This is a genomic window from Nocardiopsis sp. iso_186, assembly GCF_056173365.1.
Genome location: NZ_CM149670.1, coordinates 3,458,736 through 3,476,341, shown reverse-complemented (window position 1 = coordinate 3,476,341; position 17,606 = coordinate 3,458,736). Strand labels below are relative to the sequence as shown.

The window sequence follows — 17,606 nt, the reverse complement described above, 5'->3', positions numbered from 1 at the left end:
AGGCCTGTCCTGTTCTCTGCGGCGGACACAGCGGTTAGGCTCCCAACCGAGCCACTCAACCCCCTGCGTGGAAAGCGAATCATGACCGCCATGTCCGGCACCCCCCTGGATTCCGACGCAGGAGATTCCGACTTCGCGAGCCTGTGCGACCAGGCTCGCGACCTCGCCGAGGCCGGCCACCTGCGCCGCGCCGCCGCGATCTACGAACGGGTCGCCGCCGAGGCCGGGCCGTCCCGCCGGGCCCAGGCGTCCCTCGGACTGGCCGTGGTGCACGAACAACTCGGCGATCCTGCTGCCGCGCGCCGCGCGGATGAGAATGCGGTGGCCACCGGCCACCCCGAATTCGGTCCGCGCGCCGCCTACCACCTGGCGCTCCTCCACGAACGCGCCGGCGCGGCAGCCGAGGAGGCCGCGGCCTGGCGACAGGTCCTGGCCTTCGACAACGAGCGCTACCTCCAGGCCGCCCATCGCGGACTCGCGCGGCTGGCCGAGGAGCGCGGTGACGAGCAGGGAGCAGACCAACACTGGCAGTTGGCGCTGGAGGGGCAGGACGCCGCCGTGGTGGCCGCCACCGCTCACGACTACGCACGCGGGCTCCTGGCGCGCGGCGCGGTGACGCGGGCCGAAGAGGTCATCGCCCGGGGGCTCGCGGCGCAGGAGGACCCGGCCCTGCGCGTCCTGCTGGGTGCGGTGCACGTCGAGCGTGCGATCGCCGAGTTCGGTGCCGCCACGGCAGGGGGACCCGGCGGGCTCGACCCGATGGACACCGGTGTCGCCTACGAACTTCTGGCCCGCCTCCTGGCGGTACGCGGTGACGCCGACACCTCCGCGACCGCATGGGAGGAGGGGCTGGACCACCGTGATCCTTCCGTGGCAGCCGAGGTACGCACCCGGCTGCGCCGCGGTTTCCTCGTGCCCGACGCCGAGGACGCCGACACCGAGCCCGCTCCGTCCTGGTGGGACCCCTACCTGGAGGCGGCGGTCGCCCAGGACAGTGTGCCCATGCTCGCGGGGGAGCTCTTCCTGGCACTCGACCAGCTCTACAGCCACTTGGCGCTGCCCCATGCCAGCGGCGAGGCCCGGGCGGCTGCGCTGCGCGCCGTTGTGGAGCAGGCGGTCCGAGCACCCGGCGAGTACGTGTGGGGCCGTGCCCTGCACGACGATTTCCGTGAGCGGTTGCGCCGGGCGACCGGTGGTGACGTCCTGCCCCCGGGCTGGCCCGACTAGCGCAGCTCTCCGGTTGCCCCGCCCGGGGAAACGGCCAGTACGCCCCTGGAGAGCCGGTCGGCGCGTAGTTCGGTGGTCGCGCCCCGGGAGAGGGGCGGGCATTGGCGTCCGATCCGGCGACCGACGGCGTGCCTTCGCTCAGGTTCTCACGCGTTCTGTCTCCTCGGCCGCGGTGCCGTCGCCGAGCGAGAGCACGCCCTTCGCGATTCCCCACCCTGCAATGATCGTGTTGACCAGCATGAAGATCGAGAGCGGCGCGTAGAAACCCGACAGCGCCTGAACGCGTTCGGGATCGCCGACGAACCAGATCATCGCCCACAGTACGCCCGCCCCGATCGCGGCGGCCACCGAACCACGGGCCCAGGCCACGGCTTCGTGGCGAACGCGCGCCGCTCCCTTGCGGGGGGCCTTCGTCGGAGCCGGGCCGCCGGCGAAACGGTGCGCGAAGCGCACGTCGGCCCAGGCGATCACGCTGTGCCCGTACGCCACGGTGAACCCCAGGTACAGCACGCCCACGCCGTGGCTCCACTCGGCGGTGGCCCCCTTGGCCAGGTGCACCGTGATGACCGACAGCAGAAGTACGTCCAGCACCGGAACCAGCAGGAACAGGGCGGCGCTCAGCACGCGCATCCGCAGCAGGTAGCGCGTGGCGAGTCCGCCGAGCACCAGCACCCAGAACAGCGCCTCGCAGATCACGATCGCGGCCACGACCACGGCGTCTCCCATCACTCGTCGGTCCCACCACTGTGCTCACCCGCCCGGGAAGGGGCATCGGCCGAGGGGAGGACGATCCGCTCCTTCTTTCGATGGACGCGCACAGAGGACCGACGTGCTGTGATGGGGGTATGCGTGACGGATCCTGGCGGCAGCTGGTCGATCGGCGGATCCTCTGGGGACGCCTGTACCTGGGCAGCACCCTGTGGGCGGTGACCCACCTGATCATGGGACTGGTGCTGTGGAGTCTGGGCGCCTACGCGGCCCGTCCGTGGCCCCAGCCGGTCTGGTTGCTGGTGCCGCTGGTCGTCGTCTGCGCCGCCCTGTTGCTGCGCCGGACCGCTCCGGGAGTGGGACTGGCGGTCGGCACGGTCGTGGTGCTGGTGGACCTGGTACTGCTGGGGCCATCGGTCTGGGTGCTCATCACCTACGGGGATCTGTTGTACGCGATCGCGGCGTGGGGCCGGCGGAGGTTGGCCTATTGGTCGTTCGCGGTGTTCACCGTGCTCGGTCTGCTCCTGTTCGTGACCGGGGTCTTTTCTGTGGCCGGCGGATACTACCCGGGAGGGCCGCTCGGCCTGCTGCAGACCGCCGGCCTCTATGTGGTGATGTTCCACGTCCCCATGATCAGTGGTCTGACCATCCGGGAGCACCGGATGCGCGCGGAGCTGGAGCGTCAGCGTGCCGGACAGATCGCGCGCCTGGCGGAGCTGGACCGGGCCAATGCCGTCGCCGAAGAGCGCGGTCGGATGGCCCGCGAGCTACACGACATCGTTGCCAACCACCTCAGCGCCATCGCGGTGCAGTCCACCGCAGCGCTGTCCCTGCGCGAATTCGACCCCGAACGGGTGCGCGGCGTGCTGGAGGTGGTGCGCGACAGCAGTGTGCGAGGACTGACGGAGATGCGGCAGATGATCGGGGTGCTGCGTGCTGACGGCCGGACCGGACTGGAGCGGGTGACCCCCCGTCTGCGCGAGATCGGGCGTCTGGTGGCAGGAGCGAGGGACGCGGGGATGGCGGTGGAGCTGGTCGGGCCGGTCCCCGACGGGGAACTGTCCGCCAAGGTGGACACCACTGCTTACCGGATCGTGCAGGAGTCGCTGACCAACGCCCTGCGGTATGCCCGTCCGCAACTGGCGCGCGTGGAAGTGCACCTGGTCGGCGGGCAACGCTCGCCCGTGCTGCGCATCGGGGTGGTCAACGGCTACGACCCGCACGCCCCGTCGCGCTGGCGCGAGGGGCTGGGGGCCGGGGCCGGGCTGGCCGGAATGCGCGAGCGGGTCGCCCTGCTGGACGGGGTGTTCACCGCCGGTCCCAACGGTGCGGGGGAGTGGGCGGTGCGCGCGGAGCTGCCGCTCGGGCCGGTCAACACGTCAACGGGAGGGGAGCGGAGTTGATCAGGGTGGTGGTGGCCGAGGACCAGTGGGCGGTCCGTTCGGGACTGGTGATGATCTTGGAATCCGTCGCCGACATCGAGGTGGTGGCCGAGGCCGCCGACGGGCAAGAGGCGGTCGAGCACGCATTGCGGCTGCGTCCCGACGTGGTGCTGATGGACGTGCGAATGCCCCGCAAGGACGGGATCACCGCCACCCGGGAACTGGCCGGAACCGGTGTCAACGTGCTCGTTCTGACCACCTTCGACGTCAACGAGTACGTGTTCGGCGCGCTGCGCGCCGGGGCTGCCGGTTTTCTCCTCAAGGACGTCGAGGCCGACGGACTCATCGCGGCGGTGCGCACGGTCGCGCGGGGGGAGGGGGTGATCGCTCCCGCGGTGACCAGGAGCCTCATCGGTGAGTTCGCTGCGACTCGCCCGTCGGCGCGTTCCGCCGCCGAGGACGACGCCTTCGCCGTGTTGACCTCGCGGGAGCGCGAGGTGCTGGTGTGCGTGGGGCAGGGGCTGTCCAATTCCCAGATCGCGCGGCGGTTGCTGATCACCGAGACCACCACCAAGACCCATGTCAGCCGCATCCTGGCCAAACTCGACCTGCGCAGCCGGGTGCAGGCCGCGATCCTGGCCCAGGAACGGGGGCTCCGCTGAGCGAGCCGGGATCCACCCCACCAATCGTCAACTTTTGGTTGACGAAATACATGCGTCAACCTATGGTTGACGCATGACGAATCCAGTTCGCATGACCAACCCGGTCCGCCTCGACGACCTGATCGAGGCCATCAAGAACGCACATCCCGATGAGCTCGACCAGCTCTCCGGCGCGGTCGTCGCTGCCGACCACCTCGGAGACATCGCCGACCACCTGATCGGCCATTTCGTGGACCAGGCGCGGCGCTCGGGCGCCTCCTGGACCGAAATCGGTCGCAGCATGGGGGTCACCAAGCAGGCGGCTCAGAAACGCTTCGTCGCCAAGGACCCCGGGACGCCGTCCGACCTCGATCCCCGTCAGGGGTTCAACCGGTTCACCGAGCGGGCGAAGAACGTGGTGATGGCGGCACAGAACGAGGCCCGTGCGGCGGGCAACAACGAGATCGGCCCCGGGCATCTGGCACTGGGCCTCCTGGCCGCGCCCGACGGGATCGGTGCCAGGGCGATCGTCGCCCAAGGAGTGGGGCTGGAGGCCGTTCGCCGGGCAATCGCCGCCGAGCTCCCCGCGGCGGTCGAACAGGTTCCCGACCTGATCCCCTATGACGCGGGGGCGCGAAAGGTCCTGGAACTCACGTTCCGCGAGGCCCTGCGCCTGGGGCACAACGCCGTCGGGACCGAGCACATCCTGCTCGCGCTGCTGGAGGTCGGTGACGGCTCCGGTGGGCTCGGTGCTCTCGGTGTGGACAAGGCCGCAGCGGAAGTGGTCGTCATCCGTGCAGTTGCCGCCGCTGCTGCCGCGCAGCAGGACGACTGACCGCGACACGGCAACAACGGGGCCGTGGCGGTCGGGAGAGGGGCGGCCGACAAGCTCCCCCTCTCCCGATCTCTTTGCGCTGCTTCGCCCCTGTGCTCCGGTCTAGCCGGAGAAGCCGGTCAGGCCGCGCAGCAGCGCAGTCAGGCCCAGGTCGAACGCGCCGTCGTGGTCGGGGCCGGTTGAGCGCAGGGCGGCCACGGTGGGGAACCGGGAGTCGATGACGGCCGGTTCGCGGCTGGCCAGCCCCTCGTCGCGCACCTGGTGCACGACCGATCCGACGACGTAGGCGTCCAGCGAGGCCGCCGCAGCGGGTACCGCTGCGGGGGTCAGGCCGGCCTCGGCAAAGGCGGCGTAGTGCAGTTCCGCCGAGTGCAGTGCGACCGCGGTGTCGGGGCGGCGGTGGATGATCAGCGGTAGCGCTCCGGCGTGGCGCAGCAGTGCGGCGCGGTAGGCGTGCGCCCAGTCGCGCAGCCGGTCGTACCAGTGGTGAGGCTCCTGCGGCGGCTCGTCGTCCTCGTCGTCGAAGCCGTCGGTCGGCTCGGCAGGGCGCTGGGGGTCGCTGATGTGTTCCACGATGGCGCCGAACAGCTGTTCCTTGCCCAATGGGAAGTGGTGGTAGATCGCCATGGCCTCCACCTCCAGTGCGTCGCCTAGCCGCCGCATGGTGAGATTGCGAAGGCCCATCCCGTCGATGATGCGCAGTGCTTCGATGATGATGCGTTCGGCGCTGAGGCCGGCATTGTTTCGGCTCACCCCGCCATCCTAGACTTACTTTGTAAAGTTGACGGGCGTTGACGCGTGGCCGCTCGCGCGTCTCTTACGTCACACCTCTAGAGTTGTCCTATCGACCCGACACGAGGAGCCGAGATGGTGCTGGGCAGTCGCAAGGCCGGTTCGAAAGCGCGCGAGTTGCACGCCGAGGACGTCGAGAACGCCGGGCGGCTGCCCGGGCTGTTGGAGACGGCGCAGCAGACCGGCGACGAGCTGGAGGCAGCGCGCCGCGCCGATGCCGACGTCGTGGAGCTGAATCGTCTGGGGGTGGCCTACGACGTCGCCCTCACCGATGCCATGCGTGCGGCCTATGCCCGCCAGCGCGAGCTGGTCGGTGCGCGTGGACATGAGGACCGGCTGTACCGTCGGCGCAGGCTGGCCCGACCCGACGTCAAGGAAGCCACCGACCTCGCCGAGCGGCTGCTGACATTGCGGGAGACGCACCGGTTGCACGGTATCGAGCTGGTTCCGCGCACTCCCGCAGCGGCGGTGTGACCGGAGAACCACGATGACGGACTTCGTGCGTATCGACCAGTCGTCCAGGGTCCCGCCCTACGAGCAGATCCGCACGGCCGTGGCGCACGCCGCGGCCAGCGGGGAGCTGCCCGTCGGCCACAAGCTGCCCACGGTGCGCGCCCTGGCCGGAGAGCTTGCGGTGGCCGTCAACACGGTTGCCCGCGCCTATCGCGAGCTGGAACAGGCCGGGGTGGTGCAGACCCGCGGACGTTCGGGGACGTTCGTCGCGGCGGGGGGAGACCGCCAGCGTGAGGAGGCGCTGGCCGCGGCCCGCCGTTACGCCGAGGTCGTCTCCGGGTTGGGGATCGACGTTGACGAGGCGGTGGAGATCGCCAGGGCGGCCCTGCGCAGCTGAAGGCAGCGGGTGTCTCGCAATCGCCTGCGCGGTGCGAAACACCCCTCTCGGTAGCGAATGCGACGGTGGCTGACGCATCGGGGTTCCACGCTGGCCGGCAAGGGTCATAAAAGCGACTAAAAATGTATTTTCTTGGATTAATCGGTAGTTTTGGTGCGAGTACCGATTTCCTGGCCCCTGCCCCCGGCCGATCCGGCATCACCTGGAGGAGCCCCCATGAGCAGACGTCGTTCCGGTTCGGGATCGAGCTCAGGAGGTTTCCGGTCACGTAGTTCGAGCCGATCGAGTTCGCCGCGTCGCTCGAGCGGAGGCGGTAGCGGTGGCTTCACCTCCCGCTCGTCCCGCAGCAGCGGAGGCGGTTTCCGGTCCCGGTCCTCGCGCGACTCCTCCTACCATCGCGGTTACCTGCACGGCTCGTCGTGGTCGGGCCCTCGGCAGCGCTACGGCTCCGGCCGTTGACGCGGAGGGTGCGGACTGGGCGGCTGCTTCCTGGTGTTCATCCTGATCGCGGTCGTCGCCGTGGGCGTCCAGTTGTTCTCCGACGGAGTGCTGCGCCTGCCCTCTTCCCTGTCCTCGGCCTCCCCCTCGCCCTGCGGTGCGGTGGTGTCCCAGATCAGTGGGGTACGCACGGCGGCCCAGCAGATCGAGAGCGAGGTACGTCAGGACGGGAGCTATTACGAGGGCGACTACACCACGCTCGAGCGGCATCTGGACGCCCTGGAAAAGCTGGAGGAGGACGCCGGCGAGCAGGTCGTCACGAACGCGGGAGAGCGCGCCGATGCCGTCGCCGACTTCCTCAACGCCATCGACGCCGGTGACGAGGCCGGTGTCACCAAGTCCCTGGACCTGATCACCGACACCGACGATTCGATGCGTTCGGCGTGCTCCTAGGCGATGGCCCGATCGGGTGCCTCGGCACCCGGTGCGGCTCAGTCCCGGATGCCGCGCACGACCAGGACGTACAGCGCGATGATCCCGATCCATGCGACGAACAGCCCGCCAGGGCCGGCCAGGCCGGCACTGATGCCCGAGATCGGGATCGCGATTCCCAACGAGACGATGCCCATGGACAGCCGCACCGCGTTGCCGCTGGGCCCTTTGGGGTGAAGTTGGTGGCCGTGGCCGAGGTGGGGCGGATATCCACCGGGTGCGGACGGCTGCCCCAGACGAGCATCCAACTGCCCTTTGACCTGGTCGGCGATGTTGGTCTCCAGGCGCTCGGAAAGTGCGGCCGCCACGGCGTCGTCGTAGTCGGGGCCCAGCTCACGGCTTGCCCGCAGGGATGCGGCGATCTCGTCCTCGGGGACGGGGTGTGTGGACATGGCTGCTGACTTCTCCTTGGGAAATGACGAATTCGGTTGTGCGGTGGCCGCGCCGGTGGCGGTCAGCGCCGGCCCCGTGCGAGGACGACCGTGGCGAAGTTGAGGGCGAGGAGCCCCAGCCATAGCAGCGTCACACCGAGAACGCCCGACTGGTCGGCGACGATCGCGGTTCCCGGGGCGCCGAACAGCAGGGAGAAGAAGGCGACGACCCCGACGCCCCAGGCGGTCTCTGCTCCGCTGCCCGCGCCGAGGCCGCGAGTGGTGTCCCGGCGGGAGACGGATCTGCTCAGCGTGTCCTTCGTGACGGGGTCGTCCCCAGAAACCGTCGTCCGGCTGGATTCGGGGGGAGCCGTCATTTCCTCGGTGGACGCACTGTGCGGCTTCATGGCCGTATTTTCTCAGTGCGCCGACGGATGCGCCTCCTCCGGAAGACCGATTCTTTGATCGACGTCGGTAGGGGCACGACGTCAGATGGCCCCGTAGCGCCCGAGAACAGGGCGGTACGGGGCCATCGGTGCCGCGACCGGTGCCCGGCGGTCGGTCCCGACTAGCTGGCGAAGTCCAACAGCTGCTGGGCACGGCTCGGGTGGCGCAGCTTGGACAGCGACTGCTTCTCCAGCTGACGGATGCGCTCCCGGGTGAGCCCCAGGTGCTTGCCGATCTCGTCCAGGGTGCGGGGCCGGCCGTCCATGAGGCCGAACCGCAAGGACATGATGGTCGCCTCGCGTGGTTCCAGGTCCTCGAGTGCACGGCGCAGCTGGTCGGCCATGAGCTGGCGGTCGACCACCTCCGACGCCTCGGAAGCGTCGATGTCCTCGATCAGGTCACCGATGCGGGTCTCGCCGTCCTCGCCGATCGTGGAGTCCAGGCTGATCGGCTGGCGGGTGACGCGCAGGAGCTCTTCGATCTGGGCGGGCGTCTTGTCCAGTTCGAGTCCCAACTCTTCGGGAGTGGGTTCGCGTCCCAGCGTCTGGTGCATGTCCCGCTCCAGACGACTGACCTTGCTCAGCAGCTCCAGGACGTGGACGGGCAGCCGGATGGTACGCGCGGAGTCGGCGAAACCCCGTTGGATCGCCTGGCGGATCCACCACATGGCGTAGGTGGAGAACTTGTACCCCTTGGCGTAGTCGAACTTCTCGACCGCGCGGATCAGGCCGAGGTTGCCCTCCTGGACGACGTCGAGCAGGGTCATGCCGCGGTCGCTGTACTTCTTGGCGACCGAGACCACGAGCCGGAGGTTGGCCTCCAGCATGTGCATCTTCGCCTGACGGCCGTCCTCGGAGACCAGCTCCAGGCACTCGCGCTCGTCGTCGCTGAGGGCGGAGGGGCTCGGAGCCTCTTCCAACAGCCCCAGCTTGTAGTCGGCCAGCAGACCGGCCTCGATCCGCTTGGCCAGGTCCACCTCCTGCTCGGCGGTGAGCAGTTGGCGGCGGCCGATGGCCTTGAGGTAGGTGTGGACGGAGTCGCCCATGGCTGGGGACTGGTCGTCGAGGTCGGCTTCGGGCGCCTCGGTATCGGCCACGCCTGTGGCCTTGCCCTTGCGTGACTTGGTGGGCCTGGTGCCGGTCTCGCCGCCCTCCAGCGCCTCCTCCAGGGCGTCGTCGTCGCTGGTGTCAACAGACTCCAGCGCGGAGTCGTCCCCGTTGGCGAGCCGGACCCCGGCGTCGGAGAGTTCCCGCAGGATGGAGCGGCCTTCGGCCGGGCTGATGCCGGCGGCGGAAAACGCGTTGCGAAGCTCCGCGAGGGACACATGTCCCTGGGAGCGCCCCCGCGTGATCAGCTCGTCCAGAGCACCCGAGGCAGCTTTGTCGGCCACGATCTCGGCCACCGTGGGAGAAGTGGCTAGGGCAGTACGCGACATGAGGGCACCTCCCTCCCTTCCAAGACGTCAGGCACGCGGCGGCTTGGTGAACCGCCGTCTTGGCGCGCCATTATGTCCAACGTGTAGAAGAGTCAAATGTTCCCGAATCTCGATTGGATATCGGCCGAAGTGACGGGAGTCACGTGCTTTTTTGTCGCTTAGGGGGACGCCACCAGGTAAAGGGGGCCGGCGCGATTCGGGGTCGTAGGGCCTTGCTCGGTTGAGGAGTAGGACGCTTCACGCGGTGGGAAGGTTCCCGATCGAACCCGATCAGTCCGGGGCGGACGGGGTGATCAGCGCACGCAGATCCGGTTTGCCCGACGCCAGCAACGGCAGTGAGGACCGCACTTCCACCTCGCGCGGGGCGGCATAACGGGGGAGGTGCCGGCCCACCCAGTCGCGCAGTTCGGTCAGGGCGGGCGGGGCCCCGGGGTCGGAGGGAACCACCACGGCGCTCACCCGCTCTCCCCATTCGGGATCGGGCCGCCCCACCACCGCGGCCTCTGCCACCGAGTCCAACCGGGTCAGCAGCTCGGCGACCTCCCCGGCCACGACCTTGTGGCCGCCGGTGTTGATCACGTCGTCAACCCGCCCGCGTACCCGAAGCGATCCGCCGGCATCGAGCGCCCCCAGGTCGCCGGTGCGAAACCGGATGCGGTCGCCCGAGCCCTCCAGGTGCCGAGCGGTCAGATCGGGGCGCAGCCGGTACCCGTTGAACAGCACGGGGCCGCCCAGCCGCACCAGCCCCTCGTCGTTGACCTCCACGGACACATCCGCCAGCGGGAGTCCGTCGTAGACGCAGCCCCCGCAGGTCTCACTCATGCCGTAGGTGGTGATCACCCGGGCACCGGCGGCCCGCGCCGCGATCAGCAGGCCGGGATCGGCTGCGGCGCCCCCCAGGAGGACGGTGCGAAACGCCGAGAGGTCGCCGCTGAGTGCCAGCAGCCGCCGCAATTGGGTCGGGACCAGCGACACGTGCGGCCGGTGGCGGGCGGCCAATTCCAGGACCTCGACCGCGTCGAACTCCCGGTACAGCGCTGTCGTCCCCAGTGCACGGGCGCGCAGGCCGACCTGCAGGCCCGACACGTGCGCGGTGGGCAGTACGCACAGCCACGCCTCCCCGGTTCGGGCCCCCATCCGCTCCACCGAGGCGCGCGCGGAGTGGCGAAGCGCGTCTGCGCCCAGTTCCACCCCCTTGGGCGTTCCGGTGGACCCGGAGGTGGCGATGACCAGTGCGGTGTCAGCGGACACCGCGACACCGTCGCCGAGGTTCTCGGTGCCTTCGGGCGTCCGCACGCTGTGCGGACGCATCGCCTCGACGAGGGCGCGTACCCGCGCGGGCGGAGTCCCGGGGGCGATGGGCAGGACAGCGGGACCATTCCCGTCCAGGGCCGTGTCCACCAGTTCGGCCAGGCTTTCGGGGGCGAGGCCCGCCACCACCTGCAAGGGTCGGTTCAGCACGATCGCCAAGGGTAGTGCTCCCCGCTGCGAGCGGGGTGCACCGCGGTCGGTGAAGCCGCTGGTCGTACAGTGCTGTGGGGAGGGGCCACTAAGGTTGTGGCCCGAAAGACGCGGGTTTTGGGCGAGGAGAGGCGAGAGCGTGAGCAGCCTGGTGGACTGGAAGCGGTCCGGCGATTACAGCGACATCATCTACGAGACCGCTGAGGGAATCGCCAAGATCACGATCAACCGCCCCGAGCGGCACAACGCCTTCCGGCCCCAGACCCTCTTCGAGTTGCAGCACGCCTTCAACGAGGCGCGCGACGACTCCGAGGTCGGTGTCATCATCTTCACCGGTGCCGGCGATCAGGCGTTCTGCTCGGGCGGCGACCAGAAGATCCGCGGCGACGACGGTTATATCGGCGACGACCAGATGGCGCGCAAGGGCATCGGGCGGCTCAACGTGTTGGACCTGCAGGTGCAGATCCGGCGGCTGCCCAAACCGGTCATCTGCATGGTCGCAGGCTGGTCCATCGGCGGCGGAAACGTCTTGCAGGTGTGCTGCGACCTCACGATCGCCGCGGACAACGCCAAGTTCGGCCAGACCGGGCCCAAGGTGGGTTCCTTCGACGGCGGATACGGCTCGTGGCTGTTGGCGGAGACGGTGGGGCTGAAGAAGGCCCGTGAGATCTGGTACCTGTGCCGCCAGTACAGCGCGCAGGAGGCCCTGGACATGGGCATGGTCAACACGGTGGTGCCGCTGGCCGACCTGGAGCGGGAGACCGTCACCTGGGCACGTGAACTGCTGGAGAAGTCCCCGATGGCGCTGCGCATGCTCAAGGGTGCGATCAATGCGGTCAGCGACGGTGCGGCCGGAATGCAGCAGTTCGCCGGCGACGCCACGATGCTCTACTACATGAGCGAAGAGGCGCAAGAAGGCCGTGACGCCTTCAAGGAGAAGCGGCGCCCGGAGTTCGACAAGTTCCCGCGCCGGCCATGACGGCCCGGGCGTTCGCGATCCCGATGCGCACCCGGTTTCGCGGCCTGGACGTCAGGGAGGGCGTGCTCGTGCGGGGCGCGGCGGGGTGGGGGGAGTTCTCCCCCTTCGCCGAGTACGGCCCCCGTGAGTGCGCCCGCTGGTGGGCCGCGTGCCACGAGGCCGCCGAACTGGGGTGGCCCGCGCCGGTGCGCAGGCGCGTCCCGGTCAACGTCACCGTCCCTGCGGTGGGCCCCGAGCAGGCCCACCGCATCACCGCCGCGGGTGGATGCGCCACGGCGAAAGTGAAGGTGGCGGAGAAAGGGCAGAGCGAGAACGAGGACCTGGCCCGGGTGGAGGCCGTGCGCGACGCCATCGGTCCGGGCGGCCGGGTCCGCGTGGACGCCAATGGTGCCTGGGACGTCGATCGCGCGGTGCGGATGATCGGCCTGCTGGACCGCTTCGACCTGGAATACGTGGAGCAGCCCTGCGCCACCCTGGAGGAGCTGGGCCGGGTGCGGCGCAGGGTGGACGTCCCCATCGCCGCCGACGAGTCGGTTCGTCGGGCGGAGGACCCGTTGCGGGTGCGTGCCGCCGGTGCCGCGGACATCGTCGTCCTCAAGGTGCAGCCGCTGGGCGGTGTCGGTGCGGCGCTGGAGGTGGCCGCTGAGTGCGGACTGCCGGTCGTGGTGTCCAGTGCCGTGGAGACCTCGGTGGGGTTGGCAGCGGGGGTGGCGCTGGCAGCGGCGCTCCCGGACCTGCCCTATGCGTGCGGGCTGGCCACGATGCAACTGCTCGACGCCGACGTGTGTGCCGAGTCACTGCTTCCGGTGGAGGGCTACCTCCCCGTCTCCCGACCGGTGGTCAACGAACGGCTGTTGGCGGAGGTGGAGGTGGACCCGGGCGGGTGGCCGCAGCGTATGGCGGCGGCGCGTGGGCAGTGGGAGGGGCGTTCGGCGACACCCTGAGGGGTGATCCAGCACCCATCAGGGTGCGGGGCGGACTGCCCGGCCCGTCCGCGTGGTTATAACTTGGCAGTCACGTCTCGCTACAAGAGAGTCCGAATGAACCCCTCTACCGCCCTGGCGCGAGTCCTGGTCAACGAGCTGGCCCGGCTGGGCCTGGCCGAGGCCGTCATCGCGCCGGGGTCCAGATCGACCCCGCTCGCCCTGGCGCTGGTGGCACATCCCACGATCCGCGTCCATGTCCGCGTCAACGAGCGCTCCGCGGCTTTTCTCGCACTGGGCCTGGCCCGGGTCTCGCGTCGGGCCGTGGCACTGGTGTGCACCTCGGGAACTGCGGCCGCCAATTTCCATCCGGCGGTGCTGGAGGCCGACGAGAGCGGTGTCGGGCTGCTGGTCCTGACCGCGGACCGTCCGCCGGAGCTGCGCGGAACGGGTGCCAACCAGACGGTCAACCAGATCGGGCTCTACGGATCGGCGGTCCGTTCTTTCACCGAGGTCGGTGTCCCCGAACCGGTGGTGGGAATGGTCGCCTACTGGCGTTCGCTGGCCTGCCGCGCGTGGACGGCCACCCGTGGATCCCGGCCGGGACCCGTCCATCTGAACCTGGCGTTTCGGGACCCGTTGGTGCCCGACGCCGAAGGGGCGGGGCCACCCTGGGTCGAACCCCTTGAGGGGCGCGATCGGAACCGGCCCTGGATCACGATGCCCCTACGCGGCCCCGAACCCGAGCCCCTGGAACTGCCCGACGTGGAGCGCGGCGTCATCGTCTGCGGGGACGGCGACTACGACCCTGTGCCGTTCCTGCAATTGTCCATGGCCACGGGCTGGCCGCTGTTGGCCGAGCCCACTTCCAACCTTCGCCGGTTCGAGGCCGTCTCGGTCTATCGCCAGCTCCTGGCGGTCCCAGGCTTCGCCCAGCGCTATGCCCCCGACATCGTGGTGAGCGTCGGGCGCCCGGGTCTGTCACGCCAGCTCCTGGGGTACCTGCGCCAGGCCCGGCGCCACGTGGTGGTCGCCGACGACCCGCTCGCTTTTGCCGACCCCGTGCGCACCGCCACCGACGTGGTCGCCGCCGTGCGCGCCTCCGACACCGCTCTGCCCGACACCGGTTGGGCGCGCTCCTGGGCGGCGGCCGAGGCCACCGGGCGTGCCGCAGTGGACGCGGTCCTCGACGCCGACGAGTCGTTGAGCGAGCCCCGGCTGGCCCGTGACCTCGCCTCCCACCTGGCCAACGGCTCGTTGCTGTTCGCCGGGTCGAGCATGCCCATCCGCGACCTCGACGCCGTCATGCTGCCGCGTTGTGGCGCGCGCGTGATCGGCAACCGGGGAGTGAGCGGTATCGACGGCACTGTTTCCAGCGCGGTCGGTGCGGCGCTCGCCCACCAGGCCCAGGGCGGCGGGGCGGCCGTTGCCCTGCTGGGTGACCTGGCGATGCTGCACGACCAGAACGGTCTGCTGCTGGGGCCCGCCGAGCCGCGCCCGGACCTGGCAGTGGTCGTGGTCAACAACGACGGCGGCGGGATCTTCTCCGGGCTGGAGCAGGCGGGCCATCCCGATTTCGAGCGCGTGTTCGGCACCCCGCACGGGGTGACGATGGAGCGGGTGGCCGCTGTGGCCGAGCTGCCCTACACCCGTCTGGAATGGGCCACCGACCTTCCCAAGGCCCTGTTGGGCGAGGGGGTGCGTGTGGTGGAGGTCCAGACCGACCGTGTCGCCTCGACAGCGCTGCGCAAGCGTCTGCAGGGGGCGGTGACCGCGGCGGTCGCCGGCTGAGTCCGCGCACCCTGCCGGGCGGGTTCCTACGGGTCGGTGGCGATACTCGACGCCATGACACGCGTGTTGCCCATGACGGATCCCGCCCGCTGGGTTGACCGCACCGGCCCCGTTGCCGCTGACTCTTTCGCCACCAGGGGTTCGTGCACGCCTCACCCGACGAGGCGGTCATGGTCGCCGCCGTCCGGTGTGGAGCCGGGAACCCTGTTCCCCCACGTCTACGGTCCCATCCCCGTCGGGGCCGTGGTCGGGGTGCGCTACGCACGCCGCGACCCCGACGGTGTGTTCGTCTCCTTCGACGAGCGCGGCCCGCTGGCGTTCGGGACGGGCGGTACCGGCGCCCCCGGTGTCCGGGGCGGGCCGTTCTGGGGACGGACGTCCGCGTCGCACAGGCTCGGCAGGTTCCCGTTGACGGCGGTACGTGGCAGCGCAGCCTGCCGGCGGGGCCAACAGGGACCCGCGCCACCGTCTGTTGTCTGTTCGTTCCCGGAGCCGACTGGGGCGACGCCCAGGACCAGTAATTCTTGGTTCCATTATATATCGTTTGCTGATATATATAGATCATGGCACTGAGAGAGCAGAGCTACCTCGTGCTGCTGGCCCTCACCGAAGGGCCGCGGCACGGGTACGCGATCATCACCACGGTGCGTGACCTGTCGGAGGGCAGGGTGCGTATCGGAGCGGGGACGCTCTACGGCGCGCTGGACCGGTTGGCGGGGGAGGAGTTGGTGGCCGTGGAGCGCGAGGAGGTCGTCAACGGCCGCAATCGCCGGTACTACCGCCTCACCGACAACGGTCACCGTGTCCTGAGCGAGGAGACCGAGCGGTTGGCGCGCATGGCCGAGACGGCCCGCGCGCGGCTGCTGATGCCGCGTCCGCAACTGGGAATGGGGTTCGCCTGACATGGATCGATACGAGCGGGAGCTGCGCCGGTCACTGCGCTGGTACCCCAAGCACTACCGTGAGCGTCACGGGGACGAGATCGTGGAGACCGCGCTCGAACTGCGCGATCTCGACGAACTCACCGTCAGCAAGGCGGAGCGCCGGGGGTTGATGTGGGCGGGACTGGCCACCCGCGCCAGAGAACGGCCGCCCTTCCTGAACTGGCTGGCCTACCGCTTCTTCAACATCCGGGTACCCCACCGCCATCGCATGTGGGCGCGCGACGACCTCATGAGCAGGTACTACCCGGTGCGCACCATCATGGCCTCGCTGGCCTTCTACCTGGTGCTCGTCCTGCCCCTCTACCTCCTGAGCTCGCCCGAGACCGGTCTCTGGGCGATGCTGGCCGCCCCCTTGGGCGGCGCCCTGGGCGGTGTGCTCACCAACGGAGGGATGATCGCGCTGGCCGGTGGACTCGTGGTGCTGATGGGGGCGGCCAGCATCCCCTATCAGCGCCGCAGGATGCTGACCAAGCACGACTTCCACCGTGACGGTCGGCCGGTGCACTGGACCACCTACCGCGATCCCTCGGGCCGGGTCTGGGCGGTCCGCGCATGACGACGTGAACCGCATCGCCGGCGAGGGGACTGCCCCGCCGGTGATGCGGCCGTCGAGGAGGCTGCTCAGTCGGTCAGCGCGGTGCGCATCGCCGCGAACTTCGTCACTGCCTCGGCCAGTTCGGCCTCGGGTTCGGAACCGGCCACGATCCCGCATCCGGCGAACAACCGTGCGCTCCTTCCCACGACGTGGGCGCAGCGCAGCGCGATCCCCCACTCGCCGTTACCGTGGCCGTCCAGCCAGCCCACCGGCCCCGCGTAGCGTCCGCGGTCCATCTGCTCCAGCTCGGCGATGGCCTCCATCGCCGCCGCGGTGGGGGTTCCCCCCACCGCGGCGGTGGGGTGCAGCGCCGCCACCGCGTCCAGGGCGGACACGCCCGGCCGTAGCGTGGCACGCACCGCGGAGGCCAGGTGCTGCAGATTGGCCAGCCGCAGGATCTCCGGCTGATCGGACACCGTCAACCGCGCGGACAACGGTCCCAACGCCAGGCGCAGCGACTCTGTCGCGTAGGCGTGTTCGGCCAGGTCCTTGTCCGAGTCCAGCAGCGCGGCGGCCAGGGCCGCATCCGTGTCCGGATCCGTCCCACGGGGACGTGTCCCCGCCAGCACCAGCGATTCGAGGGTGTCGCCGTCGCGCCGCACCAGCAGTTCGGGGGTGGCGCCCACCAGGCCGTTGACGGAGTAGGAGTAGCAATCGGGGTAGTCACCCGTCAGGCGGTCCAGGAGCGTGCGTACATCGATGGGGTCGGGTGCCTCCGCGACGAGGTCGCGGGCCAGCACCACCTTCTCCAGCCCTCCGGTGCCGATCCGGTCCACCGCCGCCCCCACCGCCGTGCGCCACGCATCGTCGCCGAGGGCGCCACCGGACCAGCGCAGCGCTCCGATCTCGCGCCGCCGCCCGCTGCCCGCCAGCAGATCGGAGGGGTGGCCGGGCCGATCGTTCACCGTCGTGATCCAGGAGCGCCCCGCTCGCCGGCCCACGATCACCCTGGGCAGGACGACCGTCGAGTCCGTGCCGGTCCCGTCGAAGGAGAACGACCCGAAGACCACCGGTCCGGTGCCGGCGATATTCACGTCGTCGGTCACCTCGGCCCCGGCCAGAAGGGTGCGCGCCCACTCCGCCGCAGTCGCGAAGCGCGTGCGACCCGTGCGCTCGGTCTCGGCGGACAACCGCAGCCGGGCGGCCTCCCCCCAGGCCACCAACCCCTCTCCCCGCCTGATCCAGGCCAGCGGTGCGGTCTCGGGGAGGTGGTCGATCAGGGCGCGGTCGTCGGGGAGCGCCACGGTGCGCACGAAGAGGCGCAGAGGCGGTTCGATGGCGGAGTTCACGACCCA

The 17,606-nt window shown here is 70.1% G+C and carries 19 protein-coding genes; 12 read left to right on the top strand and 7 right to left on the bottom strand.

The annotated features are described in order from the left end of the window. Window positions 1-81 precede the first annotated feature (81 nt). Window positions 82-1,227, top strand: a complete 1,146-nt coding sequence (locus tag AC0VYP_RS15230; RefSeq protein WP_475470335.1) for a tetratricopeptide repeat protein — start codon at window positions 82-84, stop codon at window positions 1,225-1,227. A gap of 138 nt (window positions 1,228-1,365) precedes the next feature. On the opposite strand, the gene AC0VYP_RS15225 is transcribed toward AC0VYP_RS15230, so the two are convergent. After that, window positions 1,366-1,953 carry a hypothetical protein gene (locus AC0VYP_RS15225; RefSeq protein WP_285756678.1) on the bottom strand — a complete coding sequence of 196 codons (588 nt, stop codon included), beginning with the start codon at window positions 1,951-1,953 and terminating at the stop codon, window positions 1,366-1,368. A 119-nt stretch (window positions 1,954-2,072) separates the two neighbouring features. Between AC0VYP_RS15225 and AC0VYP_RS15220 the strand changes: the two genes are divergently transcribed. From AC0VYP_RS15220 to AC0VYP_RS15210, 3 genes are all read left to right on the top strand, one after another. Next, window positions 2,073-3,338: a sensor histidine kinase gene (locus AC0VYP_RS15220; protein WP_475470333.1), complete on the top strand. Its 1,266-nt coding sequence runs from the start codon at window positions 2,073-2,075 to the stop codon at window positions 3,336-3,338. Next, window positions 3,335-3,979 (top strand): response regulator, encoded by a 645-nt coding sequence (locus AC0VYP_RS15215; RefSeq protein ID WP_475470331.1) that lies wholly within the window; start codon window positions 3,335-3,337, stop codon window positions 3,977-3,979. Before AC0VYP_RS15220 ends, AC0VYP_RS15215 begins: the two co-directional genes overlap by 4 nt. A gap of 73 nt (window positions 3,980-4,052) precedes the next feature. After that, window positions 4,053-4,793 carry a Clp protease N-terminal domain-containing protein gene (locus tag AC0VYP_RS15210; RefSeq protein WP_475470330.1) on the top strand — a complete coding sequence of 247 codons (741 nt, stop codon included), beginning with the start codon at window positions 4,053-4,055 and terminating at the stop codon, window positions 4,791-4,793. A 102-nt stretch (window positions 4,794-4,895) separates the two neighbouring features. Here AC0VYP_RS15210 and AC0VYP_RS15205 read toward each other — a convergent pair whose 3' ends face one another. Beyond that, entirely contained in the window at window positions 4,896-5,546 is a 651-nt protein-coding gene (locus AC0VYP_RS15205) for a TetR/AcrR family transcriptional regulator C-terminal domain-containing protein (RefSeq protein ID WP_475470329.1), read from the bottom strand. 114 nt (window positions 5,547-5,660) lie between these two features. Between AC0VYP_RS15205 and AC0VYP_RS15200 the strand changes: the two genes are divergently transcribed. From AC0VYP_RS15200 to AC0VYP_RS15190, 3 genes are all read left to right on the top strand, one after another. Beyond that, window positions 5,661-6,059: a hypothetical protein gene (locus tag AC0VYP_RS15200; protein WP_285756673.1), complete on the top strand. Its 399-nt coding sequence runs from the start codon at window positions 5,661-5,663 to the stop codon at window positions 6,057-6,059. Window positions 6,060-6,072: 13 nt separating this feature from the next. Then, complete coding sequence (locus tag AC0VYP_RS15195) at window positions 6,073-6,435, top strand: GntR family transcriptional regulator (RefSeq protein ID WP_285756672.1); 363 nt, start codon at window positions 6,073-6,075, stop codon at window positions 6,433-6,435. Window positions 6,436-6,927: 492 nt separating this feature from the next. Next, window positions 6,928-7,326, top strand: coding sequence for a hypothetical protein (locus tag AC0VYP_RS15190; RefSeq protein WP_475470328.1), 399 nt, complete (start codon window positions 6,928-6,930; stop codon window positions 7,324-7,326). 38 nt (window positions 7,327-7,364) lie between these two features. Here the strand turns inward: AC0VYP_RS15190 and AC0VYP_RS15185 are convergent, their stop codons facing one another. The 4 genes from AC0VYP_RS15185 to AC0VYP_RS15170 all read right to left on the bottom strand — a co-directional run bounded on the left by AC0VYP_RS15185 (window position 7,365) and on the right by AC0VYP_RS15170 (window position 11,079). Beyond that, window positions 7,365-7,757, bottom strand: a complete 393-nt coding sequence (locus tag AC0VYP_RS15185; RefSeq protein ID WP_475470327.1) for a hypothetical protein — start codon at window positions 7,755-7,757, stop codon at window positions 7,365-7,367. Between the two features lie 62 nt (window positions 7,758-7,819). Beyond that, window positions 7,820-8,143, bottom strand: coding sequence for a hypothetical protein (locus AC0VYP_RS15180; RefSeq protein WP_285756669.1), 324 nt, complete (start codon window positions 8,141-8,143; stop codon window positions 7,820-7,822). A 161-nt stretch (window positions 8,144-8,304) separates the two neighbouring features. Then, window positions 8,305-9,618, bottom strand: coding sequence for a sigma-70 family RNA polymerase sigma factor (locus AC0VYP_RS15175; protein ID WP_285756668.1), 1,314 nt, complete (start codon window positions 9,616-9,618; stop codon window positions 8,305-8,307). 270 nt (window positions 9,619-9,888) lie between these two features. Then, window positions 9,889-11,079 carry an AMP-binding protein gene (locus AC0VYP_RS15170; protein ID WP_475474262.1) on the bottom strand — a complete coding sequence of 397 codons (1,191 nt, stop codon included), beginning with the start codon at window positions 11,077-11,079 and terminating at the stop codon, window positions 9,889-9,891. 139 nt (window positions 11,080-11,218) lie between these two features. On the opposite strand from AC0VYP_RS15170, the gene menB reads away from it, so the two are divergent. From menB to AC0VYP_RS15145, 5 genes are all read left to right on the top strand, one after another. Then, window positions 11,219-12,058 carry a 1,4-dihydroxy-2-naphthoyl-CoA synthase gene (gene menB, locus AC0VYP_RS15165; protein ID WP_285756667.1) on the top strand — a complete coding sequence of 280 codons (840 nt, stop codon included), beginning with the start codon at window positions 11,219-11,221 and terminating at the stop codon, window positions 12,056-12,058. Further along, a complete protein-coding gene (locus AC0VYP_RS15160; protein ID WP_475470325.1) occupies window positions 12,055-13,002 on the top strand; it encodes an o-succinylbenzoate synthase in 948 nt (315 codons plus the stop codon). Before menB ends, AC0VYP_RS15160 begins: the two co-directional genes overlap by 4 nt. Window positions 13,003-13,098: 96 nt before the next feature. Further along, the gene (menD, locus tag AC0VYP_RS15155) at window positions 13,099-14,772 is read left to right on the top strand and encodes a 2-succinyl-5-enolpyruvyl-6-hydroxy-3-cyclohexene-1-carboxylic-acid synthase (RefSeq protein WP_475470323.1); all 1,674 of its coding nucleotides are present in this window, start codon (window positions 13,099-13,101) and stop codon (window positions 14,770-14,772) included. 563 nt (window positions 14,773-15,335) lie between these two features. Next, a complete protein-coding gene (locus tag AC0VYP_RS15150) occupies window positions 15,336-15,674 on the top strand; it encodes a PadR family transcriptional regulator (RefSeq protein ID WP_285756664.1) in 339 nt (112 codons plus the stop codon). 1 nt (window position 15,675) lies between these two features. Further along, on the top strand, window positions 15,676-16,272 hold the full coding sequence (locus AC0VYP_RS15145) for a hypothetical protein (RefSeq protein ID WP_475470321.1): 597 nt from the start codon (window positions 15,676-15,678) through the stop codon (window positions 16,270-16,272). A 65-nt stretch (window positions 16,273-16,337) separates the two neighbouring features. Here AC0VYP_RS15145 and AC0VYP_RS15140 read toward each other — a convergent pair whose 3' ends face one another. Then, window positions 16,338-17,600, bottom strand: coding sequence for an isochorismate synthase (locus tag AC0VYP_RS15140; RefSeq protein ID WP_475470320.1), 1,263 nt, complete (start codon window positions 17,598-17,600; stop codon window positions 16,338-16,340). Between the last annotated feature and the right edge of the window lie 6 nt (window positions 17,601-17,606).

Excerpts from the sequence above, each read along its gene's own strand:
- menD (WP_475470323.1), top strand. The coding sequence starts at position 13,099 with ATGAACCCCTCTACCGCCCTGGCGCGAGTCCTGGTCAACGAGCTGGCC.
- AC0VYP_RS15175 (WP_285756668.1), bottom strand. The coding sequence starts at position 9,618 with ATGTCGCGTACTGCCCTAGCCACTTCTCCCACGGTGGCCGAGATCGTG.
- AC0VYP_RS15220 (WP_475470333.1), top strand. The coding sequence starts at position 2,073 with ATGCGTGACGGATCCTGGCGGCAGCTGGTCGATCGGCGGATCCTCTGG.
- AC0VYP_RS15145 (WP_475470321.1), top strand. The coding sequence starts at position 15,676 with ATGGATCGATACGAGCGGGAGCTGCGCCGGTCACTGCGCTGGTACCCC.
- AC0VYP_RS15160 (WP_475470325.1), top strand. The coding sequence starts at position 12,055 with ATGACGGCCCGGGCGTTCGCGATCCCGATGCGCACCCGGTTTCGCGGC.
- AC0VYP_RS15185 (WP_475470327.1), bottom strand. The coding sequence starts at position 7,757 with ATGTCCACACACCCCGTCCCCGAGGACGAGATCGCCGCATCCCTGCGG.
- AC0VYP_RS15150 (WP_285756664.1), top strand. The coding sequence starts at position 15,336 with ATGGCACTGAGAGAGCAGAGCTACCTCGTGCTGCTGGCCCTCACCGAA.
- AC0VYP_RS15195 (WP_285756672.1), top strand. The coding sequence starts at position 6,073 with ATGACGGACTTCGTGCGTATCGACCAGTCGTCCAGGGTCCCGCCCTAC.
- AC0VYP_RS15230 (WP_475470335.1), top strand. The coding sequence starts at position 82 with ATGACCGCCATGTCCGGCACCCCCCTGGATTCCGACGCAGGAGATTCC.
- AC0VYP_RS15210 (WP_475470330.1), top strand. The coding sequence starts at position 4,053 with ATGACGAATCCAGTTCGCATGACCAACCCGGTCCGCCTCGACGACCTG.
- AC0VYP_RS15225 (WP_285756678.1), bottom strand. The coding sequence starts at position 1,953 with ATGGGAGACGCCGTGGTCGTGGCCGCGATCGTGATCTGCGAGGCGCTG.
- AC0VYP_RS15200 (WP_285756673.1), top strand. The coding sequence starts at position 5,661 with ATGGTGCTGGGCAGTCGCAAGGCCGGTTCGAAAGCGCGCGAGTTGCAC.
- AC0VYP_RS15180 (WP_285756669.1), bottom strand. The coding sequence starts at position 8,143 with ATGAAGCCGCACAGTGCGTCCACCGAGGAAATGACGGCTCCCCCCGAA.